Origin of the sequence: Methylocystis sp. WRRC1 (assembly GCF_020733155.1) — a bacterium.
Taxonomy (GTDB): domain Bacteria; phylum Pseudomonadota; class Alphaproteobacteria; order Rhizobiales; family Beijerinckiaceae; genus Methylocystis.
Window position 1 is genome coordinate 1733697 of sequence record NZ_JAJFZJ010000001.1, and the last position, 19845, is coordinate 1753541.

The 19845-nt window shown below is 66.7% G+C and carries 17 protein-coding genes; 3 read left to right on the top strand and 14 right to left on the bottom strand.

Annotation, left to right across the window (positions count from 1 at the left end):
- Positions 1–98: 98 nt before the first annotated feature.
- The 8 genes from infB to LG047_RS08415 form a co-directional block, all read right to left on the bottom strand.
- Positions 99–2729, bottom strand: coding sequence for a translation initiation factor IF-2 (infB, locus tag LG047_RS08380; RefSeq protein WP_227966273.1), 2631 nt, complete (start codon positions 2727–2729; stop codon positions 99–101).
- A complete protein-coding gene (locus tag LG047_RS08385) occupies positions 2722–3480 on the bottom strand; it encodes an RNA-binding protein (RefSeq protein ID WP_227966274.1) in 759 nt (252 codons plus the stop codon). The genes infB and LG047_RS08385 overlap by 8 nt, the downstream gene beginning before the upstream one ends.
- Entirely contained in the window at positions 3477–5075 is a 1599-nt protein-coding gene (gene nusA, locus LG047_RS08390) for a transcription termination factor NusA (protein WP_227966275.1), read from the bottom strand. The genes LG047_RS08385 and nusA overlap by 4 nt, the downstream gene beginning before the upstream one ends.
- A 3-nt stretch (positions 5076–5078) precedes the next feature.
- A complete protein-coding gene (gene rimP / locus LG047_RS08395) occupies positions 5079–5846 on the bottom strand; it encodes a ribosome maturation factor RimP (RefSeq protein WP_227966276.1) in 768 nt (255 codons plus the stop codon).
- A 169-nt stretch (positions 5847–6015) separates the two neighbouring features.
- The gene (locus tag LG047_RS08400) at positions 6016–6207 is read right to left on the bottom strand and encodes a DUF6494 family protein (RefSeq protein ID WP_036283776.1); all 192 of its coding nucleotides are present in this window, start codon (positions 6205–6207) and stop codon (positions 6016–6018) included.
- Positions 6208–6262: 55 nt separating this feature from the next.
- Positions 6263–6955 carry a 4'-phosphopantetheinyl transferase superfamily protein gene (locus tag LG047_RS19730; protein WP_227966277.1) on the bottom strand — a complete coding sequence of 231 codons (693 nt, stop codon included), beginning with the start codon at positions 6953–6955 and terminating at the stop codon, positions 6263–6265.
- Positions 6956–6957: 2 nt separating this feature from the next.
- Positions 6958–8007, bottom strand: coding sequence for an NAD(P)/FAD-dependent oxidoreductase (locus LG047_RS08410; RefSeq protein ID WP_036288181.1), 1050 nt, complete (start codon positions 8005–8007; stop codon positions 6958–6960).
- Between the two features lie 230 nt (positions 8008–8237).
- Positions 8238–8627, bottom strand: coding sequence for a 2Fe-2S iron-sulfur cluster-binding protein (locus LG047_RS08415; RefSeq protein WP_227966278.1), 390 nt, complete (start codon positions 8625–8627; stop codon positions 8238–8240).
- Between the two features lie 289 nt (positions 8628–8916).
- Between LG047_RS08415 and LG047_RS08420 the strand changes: the two genes are divergently transcribed.
- Positions 8917–9723, top strand: coding sequence for a methyltransferase domain-containing protein (locus LG047_RS08420; protein ID WP_227966279.1), 807 nt, complete (start codon positions 8917–8919; stop codon positions 9721–9723).
- On the opposite strand, the gene LG047_RS08425 is transcribed toward LG047_RS08420, so the two are convergent.
- The 4 genes from LG047_RS08425 to LG047_RS08440 are packed head-to-tail and all read right to left on the bottom strand — an operon-like array spanning position 9724 to position 13288.
- Entirely contained in the window at positions 9724–10365 is a 642-nt protein-coding gene (locus LG047_RS08425) for an ABC-type transport auxiliary lipoprotein family protein (protein WP_227966280.1), read from the bottom strand.
- A 39-nt stretch (positions 10366–10404) separates the two neighbouring features.
- On the bottom strand, positions 10405–11310 hold the full coding sequence (locus tag LG047_RS08430) for an MlaD family protein (RefSeq protein WP_227966281.1): 906 nt from the start codon (positions 11308–11310) through the stop codon (positions 10405–10407).
- On the bottom strand, positions 11283–12137 hold the full coding sequence (locus LG047_RS08435; protein WP_227966282.1) for an ABC transporter ATP-binding protein: 855 nt from the start codon (positions 12135–12137) through the stop codon (positions 11283–11285). Before LG047_RS08435 ends, LG047_RS08430 begins: the two co-directional genes overlap by 28 nt.
- An 8-nt stretch (positions 12138–12145) precedes the next feature.
- On the bottom strand, positions 12146–13288 hold the full coding sequence (locus LG047_RS08440) for an ABC transporter permease (protein WP_227966283.1): 1143 nt from the start codon (positions 13286–13288) through the stop codon (positions 12146–12148).
- A gap of 121 nt (positions 13289–13409) precedes the next feature.
- Between LG047_RS08440 and dgcA the strand changes: the two genes are divergently transcribed.
- Positions 13410–14393 carry an N-acetyl-D-Glu racemase DgcA gene (dgcA, locus tag LG047_RS08445; protein WP_227966284.1) on the top strand — a complete coding sequence of 328 codons (984 nt, stop codon included), beginning with the start codon at positions 13410–13412 and terminating at the stop codon, positions 14391–14393.
- Here the strand turns inward: dgcA and LG047_RS08450 are convergent, their stop codons facing one another.
- A complete protein-coding gene (locus LG047_RS08450) occupies positions 14394–14732 on the bottom strand; it encodes a rhodanese-like domain-containing protein (protein WP_036283790.1) in 339 nt (112 codons plus the stop codon).
- Between the two features lie 228 nt (positions 14733–14960).
- Between LG047_RS08450 and LG047_RS08455 the strand changes: the two genes are divergently transcribed.
- Positions 14961–16766 (top strand): bifunctional diguanylate cyclase/phosphodiesterase, encoded by a 1806-nt coding sequence (locus LG047_RS08455; RefSeq protein WP_227966285.1) that lies wholly within the window; start codon positions 14961–14963, stop codon positions 16764–16766.
- Positions 16767–16792: 26 nt separating this feature from the next.
- On the opposite strand, the gene ppc is transcribed toward LG047_RS08455, so the two are convergent.
- The gene (gene ppc / locus LG047_RS08460; RefSeq protein ID WP_227966286.1) at positions 16793–19609 is read right to left on the bottom strand and encodes a phosphoenolpyruvate carboxylase; all 2817 of its coding nucleotides are present in this window, start codon (positions 19607–19609) and stop codon (positions 16793–16795) included.
- Positions 19610–19845 lie beyond the last annotated feature (236 nt).

Sequence of the window (19845 nt, forward strand, 5' to 3'; positions counted from 1 at the left end):
AATCGGGGGCGTCATGACGAACTGCGCTAATCTCGTTCGTTAGCGTTCCCTCGCCCGCGCGAGCGGGGGAGGGAGAGTGAAGGGGCGAACCCCCGGCCTCACAGCGTCCGCTTGATCTCCTCGACGCGGTAACATTCGATCACGTCGCCCGGACGCATGTCCTGATAGTTCTCGAAGGCCATGCCGCATTCCTGGCCGGCGGTGACCTCCTTGACCTCGTCCTTGAAGCGCTTGAGCGTCGAAAGCTTGCCTTCGTGGACGACGACATTGTCGCGGATGAGGCGGACATTGGCGCCGCGCTCGACATTGCCGTCGGTGACGCGGCAGCCCGCGACCTTGCCGACCTTGGAAATGTCGAAGACTTCGAGGATCTGGGCGTTGCCGAGCATCGTCTCGCGAAGAGTCGGCGCAAGCAGCCCGGACATCGCCGCCTTAACGTCATCCACGAGATTGTAGATGATGTTGTAGTAGCGGATCTCGATGCCCGCGCGTTCGGCCGCCTCGCGCGCTTCCTTGTGGGCGCGCACGTTGAAGCCGATGACGGCGGCGCCCGAGGCTTCCGCGAGCGAGATGTCGGACTCCGAAATGCCGCCGACGCCGGCGTGCACCACGCGCGCCCCGACCTCGTCCGTGCCGAGCTTCTCCAGCGCAGCCGCAATCGCTTCGACCGAACCCTGCACGTCGCCCTTGATGACGAGCGGGAACTCCTTGCGGCCCGCCGCCTTGAGCTGGCTCATCATGTCCGAGAGCGAGCCGCGCGCCGTGCCGCCGCGAGCGGCCAGCTTGTCGCGCTTCAGGCGCTCACGATATTCCGTGATCTCGCGGGCGCGGGCTTCGGACTCGACCACCGCGACGCGGTCGCCGGCCTCGGGCGTGCCGTTGAAGCCCAGAATCTCGACCGGGAAGCTTGGCCCCGCCTCCGGGCGCGTCGCGCCCTTGTCGTCGAGCAGCGCGCGGACGCGGCCCCATTGCGTGCCGGCGACGATGATGTCGCCAACCCGCAGCGTGCCGCGCTGGACGAGCATCGTCGCGACCGGGCCGCGGCCCTTGTCGAGCCGCGCCTCGATGACCGTGCCTTCGGCCGGCCGGTCGGCGTTGGCCTTGAGGTCGAGCACCTCGGCCTGCAGGGCGATAGCCTCGAGCAGCCTGTCGAGATTGAGCTTCTGCTTGGCCGAGACTTCGACTTCGAGCGTCTCGCCGCCCATGCTTTCGACCTGCACCTCGTGCTGCAGCAGTTCGGTGCGCACACGTTCGGGTTTGGCGTCCGGCTTGTCGATCTTGTTTATCGCGACGATCAGCGGCACCTGCGCGGCGCGCGCATGATGGATCGCCTCGACCGTCTGGGGCATCACGCCGTCGTCGGCCGCGACAACCAGGACGACGATGTCCGTCACCTTGGCGCCGCGGGCGCGCATCGCGGTGAAGGCCGCGTGGCCGGGCGTGTCGATGAAGGTCACGGGATGACCATTGGGCGCCGTCACCTGATAGGCGCCGATATGCTGGGTGATGCCGCCGGCCTCGCCCGACACGACATTAGCCTGTCGAATGGCGTCGAGCAGCGAGGTCTTGCCGTGGTCGACGTGGCCCATGATCGTGACGACCGGGGGACGCGATACGAGGTCGCCCTCGACGTCCGGCGTGTCGAACAGGCCCTCCTCGACGTCGGACTCGGCGACGCGCTTGACCGTGTGGCCCATTTCCTCGGCCACAAGCTGCGCGGTGTCGGCGTCGATCACGTCGTTGATCTTGTGCATTTCGCCCTGCTTCATCAGCAGGCGGATCACGTCCACCGCACGCTCCGACATGCGGTTGGCGAGCTCCTGAATCGTGATCGTCTCCGGCAGCACGACTTCGCGCGAAATTTTTTCCTTCTGCTCCACCTGGCCGCGGAACAGGCGCTGCTGACGGCGCTTGAAGGAGGCCACGGAGCGCGTGCGCTCTTCGTCCGTTCCCGCCGTGGCGGTGGCGACCGTCAGTCGGCCGCGATCCTTCATGGCGCCGCCACGAGAAGGCGCGGGACGCGGCGGCGTCGGCGGCGCAAAGCCGCCGATGGAGCGCACGGGCGGGCGCTTGACGGGCGTTTCGCCCGTCGCGGCGCGGGGCGACGGCGCGGCGGAAGAGGGCGCGCGGGGCGCAGCGGCTGCGGGCGCTCTGGGCGCGGCGGGAGCCGCCGGCGCGGCCGCGGCCTCGCCGGGCAGACGACGGCGCGCTTCCTCTTCGGACTTGCGCTTTGACTCGGCCTCGCGGGCGAGGCGTTCTTCCTCCTCGCGCTTGCGGGCGTCGGCGGCGGCGCGTTCGGCGCGCTCGCGCTCCTCCCGCTCCGCGCGAGCCTTGGCCTCGGCCTCGGCGCGGCGACGGTCTTCCTCCTCGCGGGAGCGGGCGTCGACCAGCGCGCGGGCGCGGGCCTCGCGCTCCTCATCCGTCAGCGCGCGCAGCACGACGCCGGATCCGGACCTTTGCGCGGGCGCCGGACGTGAACTCTCCTGCCTCGGCGGCGGCGCCGCAGGGGCGGCCGCGGCCGGCGCAGCCGGCGTCGCCGGCTTTGCGGGGGGCTCGCCGCTTCCGGGCGCGCGCCGTTTCACCTTCTCGACCACGACCACTTTCGAGCGGCCATGGGAGAAGCTCTGGCGCACCATGCCCTGTTCTCCGGCCGGCCGCTGCTTAAGATGCAACGTCTTCGACGGAGCGACGGTCAAAGTCTTGTCGCCGCTATTCTCGCTCTCACTCATCCGGCTTCCGATCCTGGGCCTTTTCCAGCCCGATAAATTCCAGTTCCTCGTCCGGCCGCTCGCCAGCGCCCGTCAACTCATCCCGCGCGATCGGCGCGTTTTCCGGCGCGCCGTCGAGTCCAACGCCCCGGTAAGCCGCCAAACGACGGCATCGCGCAAGAAAGCTCTCCGCCGGCCCACCCGCGCCAAGCGCTGCATGTATCACATTTGTGCGTCCCAAAGCCAAATCCAATTGGCTCGACGTAAATAAGCCGACGACCGGCGGCGCTCCCGCCCCTTGTGACCCATCGGGATCGCCGGCGCGCCGCGCGTTTTGCCGCAGCTTGCGCTTGCCGTCCATCCCGCCGTCGCTGGCTTCGATCAGCGCCGCCGTTCCGCGCCTGGCCAGCGCGTCGGCGACCTTGTTGAAGCCCGTCACGACCGCGCCCGCCTTGTTGGCGAGGGCCAGCATTTGCAGGCAATCCGCCTCGAGCAGGCGATCGACGTCCTGGGCGAGCTGCGGCGGGGCCTCGACCTTTTCCTTCAGCCCGCGCGAGAAAAGGCTTTTCTTCGCCGCCTGCGCGACCAGATCGGCGCGCGCGCCGACCCAGACGCCGCGGCCCGGAAGGCGCGCGCGAATGTCCGGCGCAATCACGCCGTCCGGTCCGCGCACGAAGCGGATCATCGTCTCCGGCGACGCCTTGCGCCGCGTGACGATGCAGGTCCGCTCGGAACCTTCCGCCTCTTCTTCTCTGGTCGCCCTGCCGATCAATGCTGCTCTTCGCCCTCCACGGCCGCCTCGGTCTCAGCCTCGGGCGCCGGTTTCTCGATCCAGCCGACGCGCACGCGCGCGGCCATGATCATCGCCTCGGCCTCTTCGCGCGAGAGTTCGATACCCTCGAAGAAGCCTTCGTGCTTCGTGGTCTCGCCGTCCTTCTTCTCGCTCCAGCCGACGAGGTCGTCCGGCACGCAGCCGGCGAAGTCCTCCATCGTCCTCACGTCGTTCTCGCCGAGCCTGACCATCATCGCGGTGGTCATGCCGTCGATCTCGCGCAATTCGTCGGAGACGCCGAGTTCGACGCGGCGGGCTTCGTTTTCGGCCTCGAGCTTGTCGAGATAGGCGCGCGCGCGGTTCTGGATCTCGGTCGCCGTGTCCTCGTCGAAGCCTTCGATCGACGCGAGCTCGCCGAGCTCCACATAGGCGAGGTCCTCGACGGAGCGGAAACCTTCCGACGCCAGCAGGCGGCCGACCACTTCGTCGACGTCGATCGCCGTCATGAAAGTGTTGGTGCGCTCGACAAATTCCTTCTGCCGGCGCTCGGACTCCTCGGCCTCGGTCAGAATGTCGATGTCCCAGCCGGTGAGCTGCGAGGCGAGACGCACATTCTGGCCGCGGCGGCCGATAGCGAGCGACAGCTGGTCGTCCGGCACGACGACCTCGATGCGCGAGGAGTCCTCGTCGAGCACCACCTTCACCACTTCGGCCGGCTGCAGCGCATTGACGATGAAGGTCGCGGCGTCCACCGACCACGGAATGATGTCGATGCGCTCGCCCTGAAGCTCCTGCACCACCGCCTGCACGCGCGAACCGCGCATGCCGACGCAGGCGCCGACAGGATCGATCGACGAATCGCGCGAAACGACGGCGATCTTGGCGCGCGAGCCCGGGTCGCGGGCGACCGACTTCACCTCGATCACGCCGTCGTAGATCTCCGGCACTTCCTGCTTGAACAGTTTCGCCATGAATTGCGGATGGGTGCGCGACAGGAAGATCTGCGGCCCGCGCTGCTCGCGGCGAACGTCGTAGACGTAAGCGCGCGCGCGGTCGCCGGGGCGAAACATTTCGCGCGGGATCATCTCGTCGCGGCGGATCACGCCTTCGCCGCGGCCGAGATCGATGATCACATTGCCATATTCGACGCGCTTGACGACGCCGTTGACGATCTCGCCGATGCGGTCCTTGAATTCCTCGTACTGGCGGTCGCGCTCGGCCTCGCGCACCTTCTGCACGATGATCTGCTTGGCGGACTGCGCGGCGATGCGCCCGAAATCGAAGGGCGGCAGCGTCTCGGAAATCCAGTCGCCGGCCTGCGCCGCCGGGTTGCGCTTGCGCGCGTCCTCGATCGCAATCTGCGTCGCGTCGTTCTCGACCTTGTCGACCACCTCGAGCAGGCGGGAGAAGCGCACTTCGCCCGTGCGGGGATTGATCTCGGCGCGCACCTCGGTCTCCTGCCCGTAGCGCGAGCGCGCCGCCTTCTGCAGCGCGTCCTCCATCGAGGCGATCACGATGCTGCGATCGATCGACTTTTCGCGCGCGACCGCGTCGGCGATCTGCAGAATTTCAAGTCGGTTGGCGCTGACGGCCATGGGTCAGTCTCCCTCGGAGCGGGTCGCGCGGGGTTTTGTCGGCCCGCCGCCCTTTTTGAATTGCGTTTGCACGCCGGCGGGAACCAGCGGTTTAGGCTTTTGCCTGTTCGGGCCGCGAAAACGGCCCGGTCCGCGGCGGGGGCGCTCGTCCTCGTCCGCCGCGTCTTCTTCTTCGCCGGCCGCCTGCTGGAGCTTGCCGGCGCGCAGCGACTCGCGGATCAGCGCCTCGGTCAGCATCAGCTTGCCCTCGTCGAGATCGGCGAGCGGCAGGACAACGGTTTTCTCTTCGTCGGAACGCGCGTCGAGGCGCTCCAGAGTCAGTTTCGCGTTGCGGCCTTCGCCTTCGACCGCCTGAATAACGCCGCGAAAGCGCTTGCGGCCCGATTCGACCGGATGGGTCAGCTCAATCCGCGCCTCATGCCCGACGGCGCGAGTGAAATCGGAGACGCGCACCAGCGGCCGATCGACCCCCGGCGACGAGATTTCGAGGCGATATTCATTGGCGATGACGTCGGCGACATCGAGTTCCGGCGACAACGCCTGGCTCGCCGCCTCGCAATCGTCGATGGTCATGGTTCCGTCGGGCCGCTCCGCCATGATCTGAAGGGTCTGGCCGTTCTGCTGCAAGAGCCGCACGCGAACGAGACGGAAGCCGAGCTGCGCCAGCACCGGCTCGGCGAGATGGGACACGCGCGCAGCGACGCCCGTCTCGGAGACGAGACGCGGCTCGTCCAGCGGGGCGTCGATGTTTGCGGCGTCGTTCTGCGTCAAGCCCTGGTCCTGCGCTTTCGGGGCCGCCAAACAAAAAAGAGCGGGTCCCCGGGGGGCCCACTCTCAATCGGCGATCACCCGAGAATGATCGTTTATGAGATGGAATTTGGGGCCTTATACACCTGAAGGGCGACGGAACGCAAGGAAAACCGCCGAGCCGCCGAGCGCCTCACCTTACGTCGATTTCCGTCTCAACGATATGCCGCAGCGGCGTGCCATCGGCCTGCAGCGTCATGCGCAATTTCAGCTTGCCGCCGGGTATGTCGTGTTCACGCACCACGCGCTCGATTTCCCGCTGCGAGGTGACGCCGACTTCCTTGAGAAACTTGCGCACGGCCATGTTGAAAAAATCTTCGTCCATGGCGCATCTCCGGCGTTACGAAACCTCTCGGTAACTATCGCCCGTCGGAACCACTTCAATCCGCGTGGCGCAAAAGAGCGGCGGCGTCCCGTTCTTCGAAGGTCGCCTTCGCATCGACGCATTGCGCCGCAACCGCGAAATGAAACGATCCCCGCCGCCAATGCGCGGCGCTCCAGTTTTGCGCCGAGCCGTCGCGCATCGTGACGCGCGGCGGATCGAACGCCACGGCGAAACTGTCCAGCGCCCGCGCGAGCCCCTGGCCGGTCGCCTTCACGACCGCCTCTTTCAGCGTCCAGATCGCGAAAAACGCCTCGCGGCGCGCGTCGCCGTCCAGGGCGCGGAGCAGCGCGACCTCCTCGGGCGAGAAGAAGCGTTCGGCGACTTTCATGTTGTCGGCGCGCCGGTCCGCCGACTCCGCGTCGACGCCGATCTCGAGGCCCTCCGTGACCGCCACGGCCGCCATGCCGCGCGTATGCGTCAGGCTGAAGCGCAGATCGCGCGGCGGATCGACGAGATAGGGCTTGCCCCGGGCCGCCGCGGCGAAGCGCCAGTCCTGCGGAGGCCGGTCCGCGTGCTTCGAGAGTTCCGCGCGCAGCAGGGCGTGGGCGGCGACATAAGATCGCCGGTCGTCTTCGAAATGAAAGCGCGCGGCCCGCGCGCGCTCGTCCTCGTCCAGCATCGCGGCGAGCGCCGGCCACTCTTCGGGCGCAACGCCCGAAACCTCCAGCGCCCGGACCGCGACCTTCACGCTCAGGAGACGCCGAGCTTCTTCTGCAAATTGGTGGAAGAGGTCGTGTACTGGAACAAAAGCTTCTTCTCGGGATAGATGTAGCGATGCGCCTTCTGCGCCGCGAGCGCGCCCTCGTGGAAGCCCGAGAGAATGAGCTTCAGCTTGCCCGGATAATAATTGATGTCGCCGACCGCGAAGATGCCCGGGTGGCTGGTCTCGAACTTCTCCGTATCGACCGGGATGAGATTCTCGTTGAGATTGAGCCCCCAGTCGGCGACGGGGCCGAGCTTCATGGTGAGGCCGAAGAAGGGCATCAGCCGCTCGCAGGAGAGCTTCTCCTCGGCGCCGTCGTTGCCCTTCAGCGTCGCATGGGTCATCTCGCCGTCGGCGCCCTCGACCGCCGTGATCTGACCGAGCCGGAAGCTGATCTTGCCGGCCGCCACCAGCTCCTGCATCGCCGACACCGAATGCGGCGCGGCGCGGAAGGCGTCGCGGCGATGGACGAGGGTGAGGCTCTTCGCCACGGGCTGAAGGTTCAGCGTCCAGTCGAGCGCCGAATCGCCGCCGCCGACGATCACGACGTCCCTGTCGCGGAAATCCTCCATCCGGCGCACGGCGTAGAAGACCGACTTGCCCTCATAGCTCTCGATGTTCGGGATCGGGGGCTTCTTGGGCTGGAAGGAGCCGCCCCCGGCCGCGACGATCACGACCTTGGCGTGAAAAACCTTGCCCGCGTCGGTGGTGACGCGGAAGGAGGGCTTCTCCGCCGTGCCGAGCGACGTCAGCGTCTCGACCATTTCGTTGAAATGGAAGGTCGGATGGAAGGGTTCGATCTGCTTGAGGAGATTGTCGGTCAGCTCCTGGCCGGTGACGATCGGCAGGCCGGGAATGTCGTAGATCGGCTTCTCGGGATAGAGCTCCGAGCACTGTCCGCCGGCGCGCGGCAGAATGTCGATGACATGCGACCTGATGTCGAGCAGTCCCAGTTCGAACACCGCGAAAAGGCCGGCCGGGCCGGCGCCGACGATGACGACATCGGTTTCGATCGCGGCTTCGTTGAGCTGGTTCATGGCGAGATCCTTAACGACTTTCTCAATGGGCGGACAGCGCCGCGCCGCGCCGGTCGGTCGGGGAGTCAATCACGAACCGTCGCGAGGGATCGGGGGCGCAGACGTTTGCTATCGCGGGCGCAACCGGCCGACCGGCGGATGCTCGATCCGCCGCGCAAGGTTCGTCTATAGCATTTGTCGGGCGATGCAACACGAATTCGCTGCGGCGGGTTTGCACCGCAGCCGGAGCGTCAGCCCTGCTGGGCGGGAGTGGTCACCACGAGGCCGTCAAGCTCGGGACGGACCGTGATCTGGCAGCACAGGCGGGAGTTCGGCTTCACGTCGAAGGCGAAGTCGAGCATATCCTCTTCCATCTGCGACGGCTTGCCGGCCTTTTCCGTCCAGTTTTCGTCGACATAGACATGGCAGGTGGCGCAGGCGCAGGCGCCGCCGCATTCTGCGGCGATCTCGGGAATGTCGTTGCGGCGCGCGGTCTCCATCACAGTGGAGCCCACTTCGCCCTCCACCGTGCGCGCCTGACCCTGGGAATCGACGAAGGTGATCTTCACCTTGGTCGGCGCGCCGCCGCCCGGTTCGGCGCCGTAGCGGGCCACTGTGTCGTGGAAGTTCATTTTCACCATGACGCCTGTCTCTTCCCTGTGAGATCGCCGGCCGCGCCGGGCCAAGCCGATTTTTCATAGCCCCGACGCAGCCTTGCCCGCCGTTCGGCCGCGTCGGACACAGCTCGATGCTTTGCCGTTCGATTAGCATCCGGCCGTTTGCCGCGCTAGCCCCTTGCGCAACTTGCGTGCAATCGCGGCGGCGGCGCCCGGCGAATCCCCGGGGAGGAGCTGGGGACGGGCGCGATTCCCTGTGCAATGCTATCAAGCGCTCAGGTCGACGTTTTGCGAAAAAGTTGAGGCGAACCTGATGAGCGATGTCGCAGTTGCATTCCGCGACGCGGACGGCCCCATGCAGGCCGATCTCCTGCACTGTCTCGATTTCATGAATGGATTGCCGTTCTTCAGGGCCTACAAGGCCAGGACATGGGACGCGCTCGAGATAACGGGGAAAAAGCGAATTCTGGATGTCGCCTGTGGCGTGGGCTTCGACGTCATCGAGATGGCGAAACTTTTTCCGAGGGCGGAATTTGTCGGCGTCGACAGGAGCGAAAGTTTTCTCGGCGTCGCGAGATCGAGGGCCGCCCATCTGCCCAACGCCAGCTTTTTCAGCGGCGACGCGGTTCGCCTGCCCTTTCCGGACGATAGTTTCGACGCCGCGAGGATCGATCGGTCGCTTCAGCACATGACGTCCCCCCTCGCCGCGATCGAAGAAATGATTCGCGTGACCCGGTCGGGCGGCCGGATCGTCGCTTCGGAGCCGGATTGGGGAACCTTCTTTTTATTCAACGGCAACGACGAGGCCGGCGCGAGGATGGCGGGAAAATGGCTGGAATCGATCGCCAACCCCCATATGGGGCGGGAAATCGGCCAGCAGTTCGAAAAATCCGGCGTCGAGGAAATCTGCTGGCGCGCGCGGGCGCTCGTCCTGACGCGACTCTACGACGCGAACGTCGTTTTCGATCTGCCCAGATTGAAGAAGAATTGCGTCGCGGCGGGCGTATTGTCCGCGCAGGAAGCAGATGACTGGCAGGCCGCCGCCGAGAGGGCGTCCGGGAAGGGAACTTTTCTCGCCTGTCTGAATATTTTCGAATGCAAGGGGGTGGTTCGGAAGTAGTTACATCCTCCCTCGCGCCCAGGCTGCAATTCGCGCCGCCACAGTCGCCGACGCCTCGCCGAGCGCATGGACGGCGGGAGCGCCGGTGTGCTCGGGCGCCGGCGCCTCGGCGGTGAAGAGCTGGGCCGCCCGGGTCGCGCCGTTCGACTCGCTGACGAGCCTCGCCTCGATCTCGACGACGGCGATGCTGCGCGCGACGTCGATCTCGAACCGGCGGATGTCGGTCGCAAGCGCCGCTGTCGCGCCGAGGCTGATCTGCCCGGCGGGGACGCCGGCGCGCTGCATGGCCTCGATCAGGCGGTTCTGGAAAAGCCGCGGCAGGCGCTCCGACCATTGCACGCCCGGCAGAACCGACACGCTGCCGTCCACGTCCCGCACGACGACCCTGTCGGAGCCCGTCGGCTGGACGGCGGCCGGCTCCCGCACGATCAGCGCGGGGCCCGACCTGAGCGGCGCGGCCCGCGCAGCCGAAACCGCGCCGGCGAGATCGAATGTCTGGCGGGGGGGCTGGGCGCAGCCGGCAAGCGCAAGCGCAAAGAGGATCAGCGCCCCCACCGCACCGCCGCGCGCCGTGCTGAACCCCTCGATCTCCATGCCGCCCCGTCGCCCCGTCTTCACATGCGGGCCAAATCGGCGCGCCATGGTCCTATTATCCAATTCGCCCAAAGACTTGAAGACGCCTTATCGCCCCTGATACTCCGGCACGGTCTGAGACGGACCGAAGATGAATTGCGACGGGTCCTTCTCGATCGAACGCAGGGTCCGGTCGAGCGTGTCGACAGCCTTGCGGCCGTCGACGGCGAGCGCCTCGTACTGGCGCAGGCCCGTGGCGGAGAATTTGTTGATGTTGGCGGAAGCGCCGGCGATGTTGCCGGTGATCTCCTTGATCTTGCGCGGATCGATCGCCTTGAGCCTCGCCTCTCCGGCCGCGAGCACCTTGTCGAGCCGCGCCGCGACGGGCTTCAGCGAATGGGCGACGTCGGCGGCGTCGCGCATGAAGGCCGTCACCGCGCTGGAATTGTCGGCGAGCGTCTTGGTGAAGGTCTCGGCGTTCTTCAGCGTCGCGGTGATCGAGTCGCTGTTCTGGTCGAGGAGCTTGTCGAGCTTCACCAGAACTTCGGCGGCTTTCGTCGAGAGATGCTGCACATTGCCGAGCAGGTTCTGGATTTCCGAGCGTTCGGCCTGAATCTGCGGATAGCGCTGGCCGGGTTGCGCGACGAGCTTGGGCGCGCGGGGCGTTCCGCCGACGAGCAACACGTCGGCGACGCCGGTGAAGCCGCGGGTTTCCAGGCGCGCGCGCGTATCGGTCTTGACCGGCGTCCTGTTGTCGATCTTGACCTCGACGTCGACCTTGCTCGGATCGCTCTCCGATATGGCGAGATGCGTCACCTCGCCGACCTTGACGCCGTTGAACAGAACGCCCGAGCCGCGGGTCAGACCCGACACCGCGCCCGAGAAGACGATCTGATAGGTCTCCTGCCGGCCGATCTGGCTCGGGCCGGAGAACCAGTAGACGAAGCCGAAGGCCGCAAAGGCGATCGCCAGCGTGAAGACGCCGATCAGGGCGTAATTGGCGCGGGTTTCCATTCTTCGTCCTCTTGGTCGGCGATCGTGGCGGTCAGTCTTCCGCCGCGAACGCCGTGGAAATAGGCGCGCAGCCAGGGATGGTCGGATACGAGCAGGCTCGCCAGCGGACCGGCGGCGATCACTCGCCCTTCGGCCAGCGCCGCGACCCTGTCGCAGATGGAGTAAAGGCTGTCGAGATCATGCGTCACCATGAAGACCGTCAGCCCGAGCGTCTGCTGCAGCGTCGCGATGAGGTCGTCGAACTCTGCGGCCCCGATCGGGTCGAGGCCCGAGGTCGGCTCGTCCAGAAAGACGAGTTCCGGGTCGAGCGCCAGCGCGCGCGCCAGCGCCGCGCGCTTCACCATGCCGCCCGACAATTCCGACGGAAATTTGTCGGCGGCGTCCGGCTTTAGACCGACAAGCTCGATCTTGAGCATGGCAAGCTCGTCCATCAGCCGGGGCGAAAGGTCGCGCGTCTCGCGCATCGGCATCTGGATGTTCTGTTTCACCGTAAGGCCGGAGAACAGCGCGCCATTCTGAAACAGCACGCCCCAGCGCTGCTCCAGCGCCCGTCGCGCCGCGGGCGGCAGCGCGTCCCGGTTCTGGCCGAAGATGCGGATCGAGCCCGCGCGCGTCGGCACGAGGCCGAGGATCGCGCGCATCAGCACGGATTTGCCCTGACCCGAGCCGCCCACGAAACCCAGCACCTCGCCGCGATAGACGTCGAGGTTCAGGCCGTTCATGACGAGTTTTTCGCCGAAGCCCACGACGAGATCGCGCACGCTGATGACGACGTCGCCCGTCGCCGTCTGCAGCGCGTCCCGTGTGTTTGCGGAGAGGTTCGTCATCGGCTCGCTCAATAGTCGATCGACGCAAAAAATATGGCGAAGAGTCCGTCGAGCACGATCACCATGAAGATCGACTTGACCACCGACGACGTCACCTGTCGGCCCAGCGATTCCGCGGAGCCCTTCGTCTCCAGGCCATCCATCGCCGCGATCAGGCCGATGACCAACGCCATGAAAGGGGCCTTGATCATTCCGACGAGGAATGTGTGAAGGGCGATCGCCTCCTTCAGCAGCGACAGGAAGGCCGCCGGGCTGATTCCCCCGTAGCTCCACGACACCAGCAGGCCGCCAAACAGCGCCGCCATGTCGGCGATGAAGGTGAGAATCGGCAGCGAGACGATCAGCGCCAGCACGCGCGGCGCGATCAGCACCTCGATCGGTGACAGGCCCATGACGCGCAGTGCGTCGATCTCCTCGCGCATTTTCATCGAGCCGATTTCGGCGGTGATCGCCGAGCCCGATCGTCCCGCGATCATGATGGAGGTGAGCAATACGCCCAGTTCGCGCAGCACCAGAATGCCGATGAGGCTGACGGTGTAGCTGGAGGCGCCGAATTTCAGCAGCTGGAAGATGCCCTGCTGCGCGACGATGGCGCCGACCAGCAGATTGATGAGAATGATGATCGGCGCGCTGCGAAAGCCGATCGTCTCCATGTGAAAGACGAGCGACGTGAAGCGAAAATGGCCCGGGTGGGTCGCGACATAAGCCATCGCCGCGATGAATTCGCCGAGAAAGGCGACGCCGCGATAGAACTCGCGAAGCGCGTCGACGACGGAAGCGCCGAGATCGGCGAGAAGGTCGACGATCACATTGACGCGCCGGCGCGGCGGTTTCTCGAATTCCCGGAACGCCGCTTCCTCGAGCATGGTGTGATGCTCGGGCCGCGCGTGCGCGAGCGCGACGCCGACATCGGCGTGCGCGAGCTCGTGCCGCGCGCGGTTGATGAGCCATGCGCCGGCGGTGTCGAGCTTCTCGACGCCGGAGAGATCGATCGTGACGAATTTCACGCGCGCGCCCTCGTCGACGAGCTGCTGCGCCTTCTGCTCGAGCCGGCGCGAAGCGATAAGGATCCAGTCGCCCGAAAGCGCCAGACGCTCGCCGCCGTTTGCAATCACGACGTCGGGAGGATGATGAACGGCGTCGACGGTCATGCGAGCTCGTTTCGTAATGTCTTGCAAAATGTCTTAACTTCGTGAATTGCGGTCAGCAAGCGCGTCCGCGCACATTGCGAGCGCAAGATCCTGACGAAATGATTGTAATCGGAGCAAAAACTTGCGCATCGAGCTGACGCTCGCCGTCGAGGCGTTTCCAATTGCGGGCCGATTCGTGATTTCCCGTGGCGCCAAGACCGAGGCGCGCGTCGTAACCGCGACGCTGCGCGCCGGCGGCCATATCGGGCGTGGCGAATGCGTGCCCTATGCGCGCTATGGAGAAAGCGTCGAGAGCGTCTGCGCCGCGATCGAAAGCGCGCGCGCCGAAATCGAGGCGGGGGCCGATCGCGCGGCGCTGCAAAGTCTTTTGCCCGCCGGCGCCGCGCGCAACGCGGTCGATTGCGCCATGTGGGATCTCGAGGCCAAGACCAGCGGCCGGCGCGCCTATGCGGCGGCGGGCTTCGCGCGCCTCGTTCCCCTCGTCACCGCCTATACGCTCTCGGTCGGGACGCCCGAGGAAATGCGCGCCGCGGCCCTGAAGGCCGCCGACCGGCCGCTGCTGAAGGTGAAACTCGCCGGCGAAGGCGACGACGCCCGGCTCGCCGCCGTGCGCGAGGGCGCGCCGCACGCCCGGCTCATCGTCGACGCCAACGAGGCGTGGGGGGAGGACTCGCTCGTCGCCCAGCTGGACGCCTGCGCCCGATTCGGCGTGGCGCTGGTCGAGCAGCCCCTGCCGGCCGGCCGGGACGAAATGCTCGCGAAAATCGCCCACCCGATTCCGATCTGCGCCGACGAAAGCGCCCATGAGACCGCTTCGCTCGCCGGCCTCAGGGGGCGCTACGACGCGGTCAACATCAAGCTCGACAAGACCGGCGGCCTGACCGAGGCGCTGGCCATGGCGCAGGCGGCGCAGGCGCAGGGCTTCGCCATCATGGCGGGCTGCATGGTGGGCACGTCGCTCGCCATGGCCCCGGCGACGCTCATCGGGCAGATGGCGGAATTCGTCGACCTCGACGGGCCGCTGCTGCTTGCAAAAGATCGGGAGCCCGGCCTTGTCTATGAAGGCTCGACCCTGATGCCGCCGCCCCCGGCGCTGTGGGGCTGACTACATCCCCTCGACAACGGGCTCGCCGGCGTTGAGCCAGGCGAGTATGCCGCCGCCGAAATGGGTGTCGGCGTCGCGGCGGCCCGCGAGCCGCGCCTGCTCCATAGCGCTCACCGACCGGCGGCCGGAGCGGCAATAGATCACGACCTTCTGGCCCTCGCCCGCGACCGGCAGTTTCGAGGGATCGAATTTCGACAGCGGATTGAACAGCGCGCCCTCGATATGGCCGGCGGCGTATTCCTCCGCCTCGCGCACGTCCACGAGAAGGATCGAGCCGTCGGCGAGGCCAGCCTTGAGCTCGTCAAGGGCGATGTCGTTGAAGGGGGCGGAGAGGGTCATCTTTTCTATCCCCGGAATTTTTGCGTCCCGCGTCCTTCGCACGCCGCTCGACGATCGTCCAGCGCCGATGTAGACAACTGTTTTTACAAAAGGATTTGGCAACCCTCCGGCGGTTCGCGGAAACTCCGTAGCTGAATCCGGCTGATCTGAAGATTTCCGCAACGCCGAATTTACAATTGTCGGCGAAGCTCTGGCGTCCGAAGCTTAAGCGCTGGAAGTTCTGCACTCATGCAATTGCGGCATATCGCCAATCGCGGCGCCGAGGCCCCCGTTTCCCGTCCGCCCTCCTCCATCCTCAAGGCGCCGCTTGCCCCGCCGCCGGCTGCGGCCGAGCCCGCCTTCGGTCCGGACGCGCGCGCGATCCTGTCGTCGATCGGAGAGGTCGTCTACCATTGGGACATTGCGACGGACCGGCTCGACTGGGGCGCCAATCTCGCGGAGGCGCTGGGGCCGATCGCCGCCTGCGATCTCGGGACGGGACTCGCTTTCGGCGAAAGGATCGCCACCGAAAGCGTCGCCTCCCGCTATGACGTCGTCATGCAGTCCGAGGCGAAGGATTCCGGCGAGGGCGTCGCCTATCAGGTCGTCTATGCGCTCGCGCCCCCGCGCGAACATGGCCCGGCGCAGTCCGTCTGGGTCGAGGACACCGGCCGCTGGTTCGCCGATTCGGACGGACGACCGGCGCGCGCCCATGGCGTCGTGCGCGTCGTGACCGAGCGCCATGAAATGGAGCGCAAGCTCGCGCTCGGCTCGCAGATCGATCCGCTGACCGGCGTTCTGAACCGCGCCCAGCTCTCCGAACACGTGCAGCGCTTCCTCACGCAGAGCGAACGCAACCGCAAGCCTTTCGCGGTCATGCTGGTCGCGCTGGAAAACCTTTTCGCGCTCAACCGCACCTATGGCTATGACGCGGGCGACGAGGTGATCGCGGGCCTTGCGCGGCGACTGCGGGCGAATGTCCGCGTCTGCGACATCGTCGCGCGTCACGCAGGCAACAAATTCGCGCTGGTGCTCGACAATTGCGACACCGAGCAGACGCTCTCCGTCGCCCGCCGCCTGCTCGATCTGGTGAAGGAGACGCCCTTCGAGACCTCGGCCGGCGCCATCCCGGCGACGATCCGCATCGGCGGCGTCATCGGGCCGCGCGAGGGCCGCGCGCCGCAAATTCTCTTCCAGCACGCCGAGGAGGCGCTCGACGTCGCCCGCCAGGGCAACGGCAAGCGCTTCGTCGCCTACACCGCCTCGCTCGCGCGGGAGGACGCGCGGCTGCGCGCCCTTCAGGTCGCCGACAGCATCGTTTCCGCGCTGAACGACCGGCGTGTCGAACTCGCCTTCCAGCCGATCGTGCACGCTGCGAACGGCAAGGTCGCGTTCCATGAGGCGCTGCTGCGCGTGCGTCTGGCGGATGGTTCGATGGTCGCGCCGGCCACGATCCTCCCGGTGGCGGAAAAGGCCGGCCTCGTCCGCCTTCTCGACCAGCGCGTGATGGAGCTCGCGCTCGAACGGCTCGCGGCGGAGCCCGATCTGCGCGTGTCGGTCAATTGCTCGATGGCCTCGATTCTCGATCCGGAATGGCCGGATCGCCTCGCGAGCGCGATCACGATCAATCCCAGCGTCGCGCAGCGTCTCATCGTCGAGATCACCGAGACGAGCATGATCGAGGATTTCGAGACGACGCGAAATCTCATCGCCTCCTGCAAGCGCCTCGGAGTCAAGGTGGCGATGGACGATTTCGGAGCCGGCCACACCTCCTTCCGCAATCTGCGCGATCTCGCCTTCGACCTCGTGAAGATCGACGGCGCCTTTGTGCAGAACATCTCGACCTCGGCCGACGACCGGTTCTTCGTGCGCACGCTCATCGACCTCGCGCGCCATCTCGAACTCGAGACGGTCGCCGAATGGGTCGAGGACGAAGAGACCGCGGAAATCCTCCGCGAATGGGGCGTGGATTATTTCCAGGGCGCCTATTACGGCCGCGCCGAGTCTCGCCCGGCCCCCGAGGAAGGGGCGCGGCGCGCGATTCCCGCGATTTGAGGACAGCGCGCGCCGTAGATCGGCGCTCAGCCTGTATTGCGCAGGCCCGCCGACACGCCGTTGATCGACATCAGAATGCCTTCGCGAATCTCGGCGTCGGTCATGCCGGAGCGATGGCGCCGGATGAGCTCGACCTGCAGATAGTTGAGCGGCGCGATATAGGGGAAACGGTGCTTGATCGAACGCGCCAGCGCCGGATTGTCCGCGAGCCGCTCCTTCGAGCCCAGAATCTTCTCCAGCGCGTCGACGGAGCGCGCATGCTCGGCCTCGATCATGCCGAAGATGCGGTCGGCCAGCGCGCGATCCTCGACGAGCCCGGCGTAATGGCGCGCAATCGAGAGGTCGGTCTTCGACAGGATCATGTCGATGTTGGACAGGAGCGAGCGGAAGAAGGGCCATTCATGGGCCATGCGGCGTAAAAGCTCGAGGCGCGCCTTGTGGTCGGTCTTCAGATAGCCCGCGATCGCCGAGCCGAAACCATACCAGCCGGGCAGCGCGACGCGCGCCTGCGCCCATGAGAAGCTCCACGGAATGGCGCGCAGATCCTCGATCTTGCGCGAGGGTTTGCGCGAGGCCGGACGCGAGCCGATGTTGAGCGAGGCGATTTCCGAGATTGGCGTCGAGGAGAAGAAGTAGTCGACGAAGTCGTCGGTCTCGTAGACGAGCCCGCGATAGGCGGCCATGCCGGCCTGCGAAAGTTCTTCCGCGATCTCCAGAAACTCCGGCGGCGGCGCCTTGTGCTGGGAGAGGAGCGTGGCCTCCAATGTCGCAGCGACCAGCAGCTCCAGATTGACATGGCCGATCTGCGGATTGGCGTATTTCGCCGCGATCACCTCGCCCTGTTCGGTGAGGCGGATCTGGCCATTCACTGTGCCCGGCGGCTGGGCGAGAATGGCGTCGTAGCTCGGGCCGCCGCCGCGCCCCACCGTGCCGCCGCGGCCGTGGAACAGCCGCATGGTGATGTTGGGCATGGAGGAGAAGAATTCCGCGAGCGCTGTCGAGGCGCGATAAAGCTCCCAGATGCTCGTGAGAATGCCGCCGTCCTTGTTGGAGTCCGAATAGCCGAGCATGATGTCCTGCTGGCCGCCGGAGCTGACGACGAGTTTCGCGATGCCCGGCAGCGCATAGAAGTCGCGCATGATCGGGGCGGCGTTGCGCAGGTCGCCGATCGTCTCGAAGAGGGGCACGACGATGAGGTCGGCGGCCGAGGAATCGGCGTCGCGCGGATCGAGCGAGCCGCGCATCAGGCCGCATTCCTTCTGCAGCAGCAGCACTTCGAGAAGATCGCTGACCGTCTCCGTGTGGCTGATGATGTAATGGCGTATCGCCTCGTCGCCATAGAGACGGCGCATCTCGACCGCGCGTTCGAGGATCGCGAGTTCGCTCATGGCGCGCTCGCTGTAGATCCTTCCCGGCAGGCGCACGGGCCGCGGGTCGCGCAGGAGCTGCATCAGCAGCTGCTGTTTTTCCTCCTCCGGGAGAGCGGCGTAATCGTCGGCGATGCGCGCGACGGCGAGCAGCTCGGTGAGCGTCTCTTCGTGGCGGTCGGAGCTCTGGCGCAGATCGAGCGTCGCGAGATGGAAACCGAAAACCTCCACCGCGCGGATGAGCGGTTCGAGGCGCTGCGTGGCGATCACCTCGCTGTGATGCACGCGCAGCGATTCGTCGATCGTTACCAGATCGGCGAGGAAAGCCCATGAATTGGCGTAAGGCTCGCCGGGCGCGAGCGCGTGGCGCACGGCCTGCCCGCCGGTGAGTTTTTCCAGCGTGCCGGCGAGGCGGGAATAGACGCCGATCAGCGCGCGGCGATAGGGTTCGTTGTCGCGATGCGGATTGTCGTCGCCCGAACGCGCGGCGAGCTCCTCGAGCGCGCGGGTCGCGCCGGCGTAGCGACGGGAGATCGAAAGCTCCGCGCCGAGCTCGTGGACCTCGAGGAGATAATAGCGCAGCGCCGTCTCGCATTGCATGCGCATCGCGGTCGTGAGCGAATCGACCGTGACGTTGGGATTGCCGTCGCGGTCGCCGCCGACCCAGGCGCCCATGCGCAGGAAAGGCGGCACGCGCAAACCTTCGAGCCGCGCCTCGATCTCGCCGTAGAGCTTCGGGATTTCGCGCAGGAAGGTGGAGCGGTAATAGCTCAGCGAGTTCTCGATTTCATCGCGCACCGTCAGCCGCGACTCGCGCAGAAGCTCCGTCTGCCAGAGCTGCGAGATTCGCGCGCGAAGCTGCAATTCATTCTGCGCGCGCTCGGTCTTGCCCTTCAGATTCTCGCGCGCGGCGAGCAGGGTGAAGATCGCACGTTCGGCGTCGAGCAGGCTCTTGCGGCGCACTTCCGTCGGATGGGCCGTGAGCACGGGCGAAATCCAGCCGCGCGACAGGGCCGCCGCGATCTTGCCGGCGCCGACCGCCGCCTTGCGCAATGTCGCGAAGGAGCGGGCGAGGCTCGGCCCCCCCGTCGGCGCGCCGCCGGCGGCCTGCGCCCGCGCGCGCTGCTGCAGCGGATGCAGGTCTTCCGCGATATTGGCGAGATGGGAGAAATAGCTGAAGGCGCGGATGACGGCGCCGGCCTCCTTGGCGGTCAGCGACCGCAGAAGCGCGTCGAGCTTCTCGGCCGCGTCCTTGTCCTTGTTGTGGCTGGCGGCGACCGACAGCCGGCGGATCGTCTCGATGCGCTCGAACGCCTCCGCCCCCTCGTGCTCGCGCACGGCGTCGCCGAGGAGGCGCCCCAGCAGACGAATGTCCTCGATCAGGGAGGCGTCGCTGCGCGCGGCCTCGGCTTCGGCCGGAACCGGAGCCGGAACTGCGGCTGCCTGCGCTTCCTTCGTCTGTGCGTCGACCTGCATGATCCCTCTGAACCCTTGAAATTCGAATGCGCCCCCGAGACGCCGTCTTGCTGCTATAGCAGGCTTGCGGCGGGTTTTCGACGCGGCCCGGAAAAATGGACGACCTCCGGCGGCGGACGTCAGGGCTGACCGGCGATTTCCGGCGCGGTCGGGAAGCGATCGGTCCGGAAGCTGAGCTGGCGCATCCTCGAAGTCCTTCGCGGAGGGGGAGCGCTTCCGCGCCCGGGCGCGGGGGT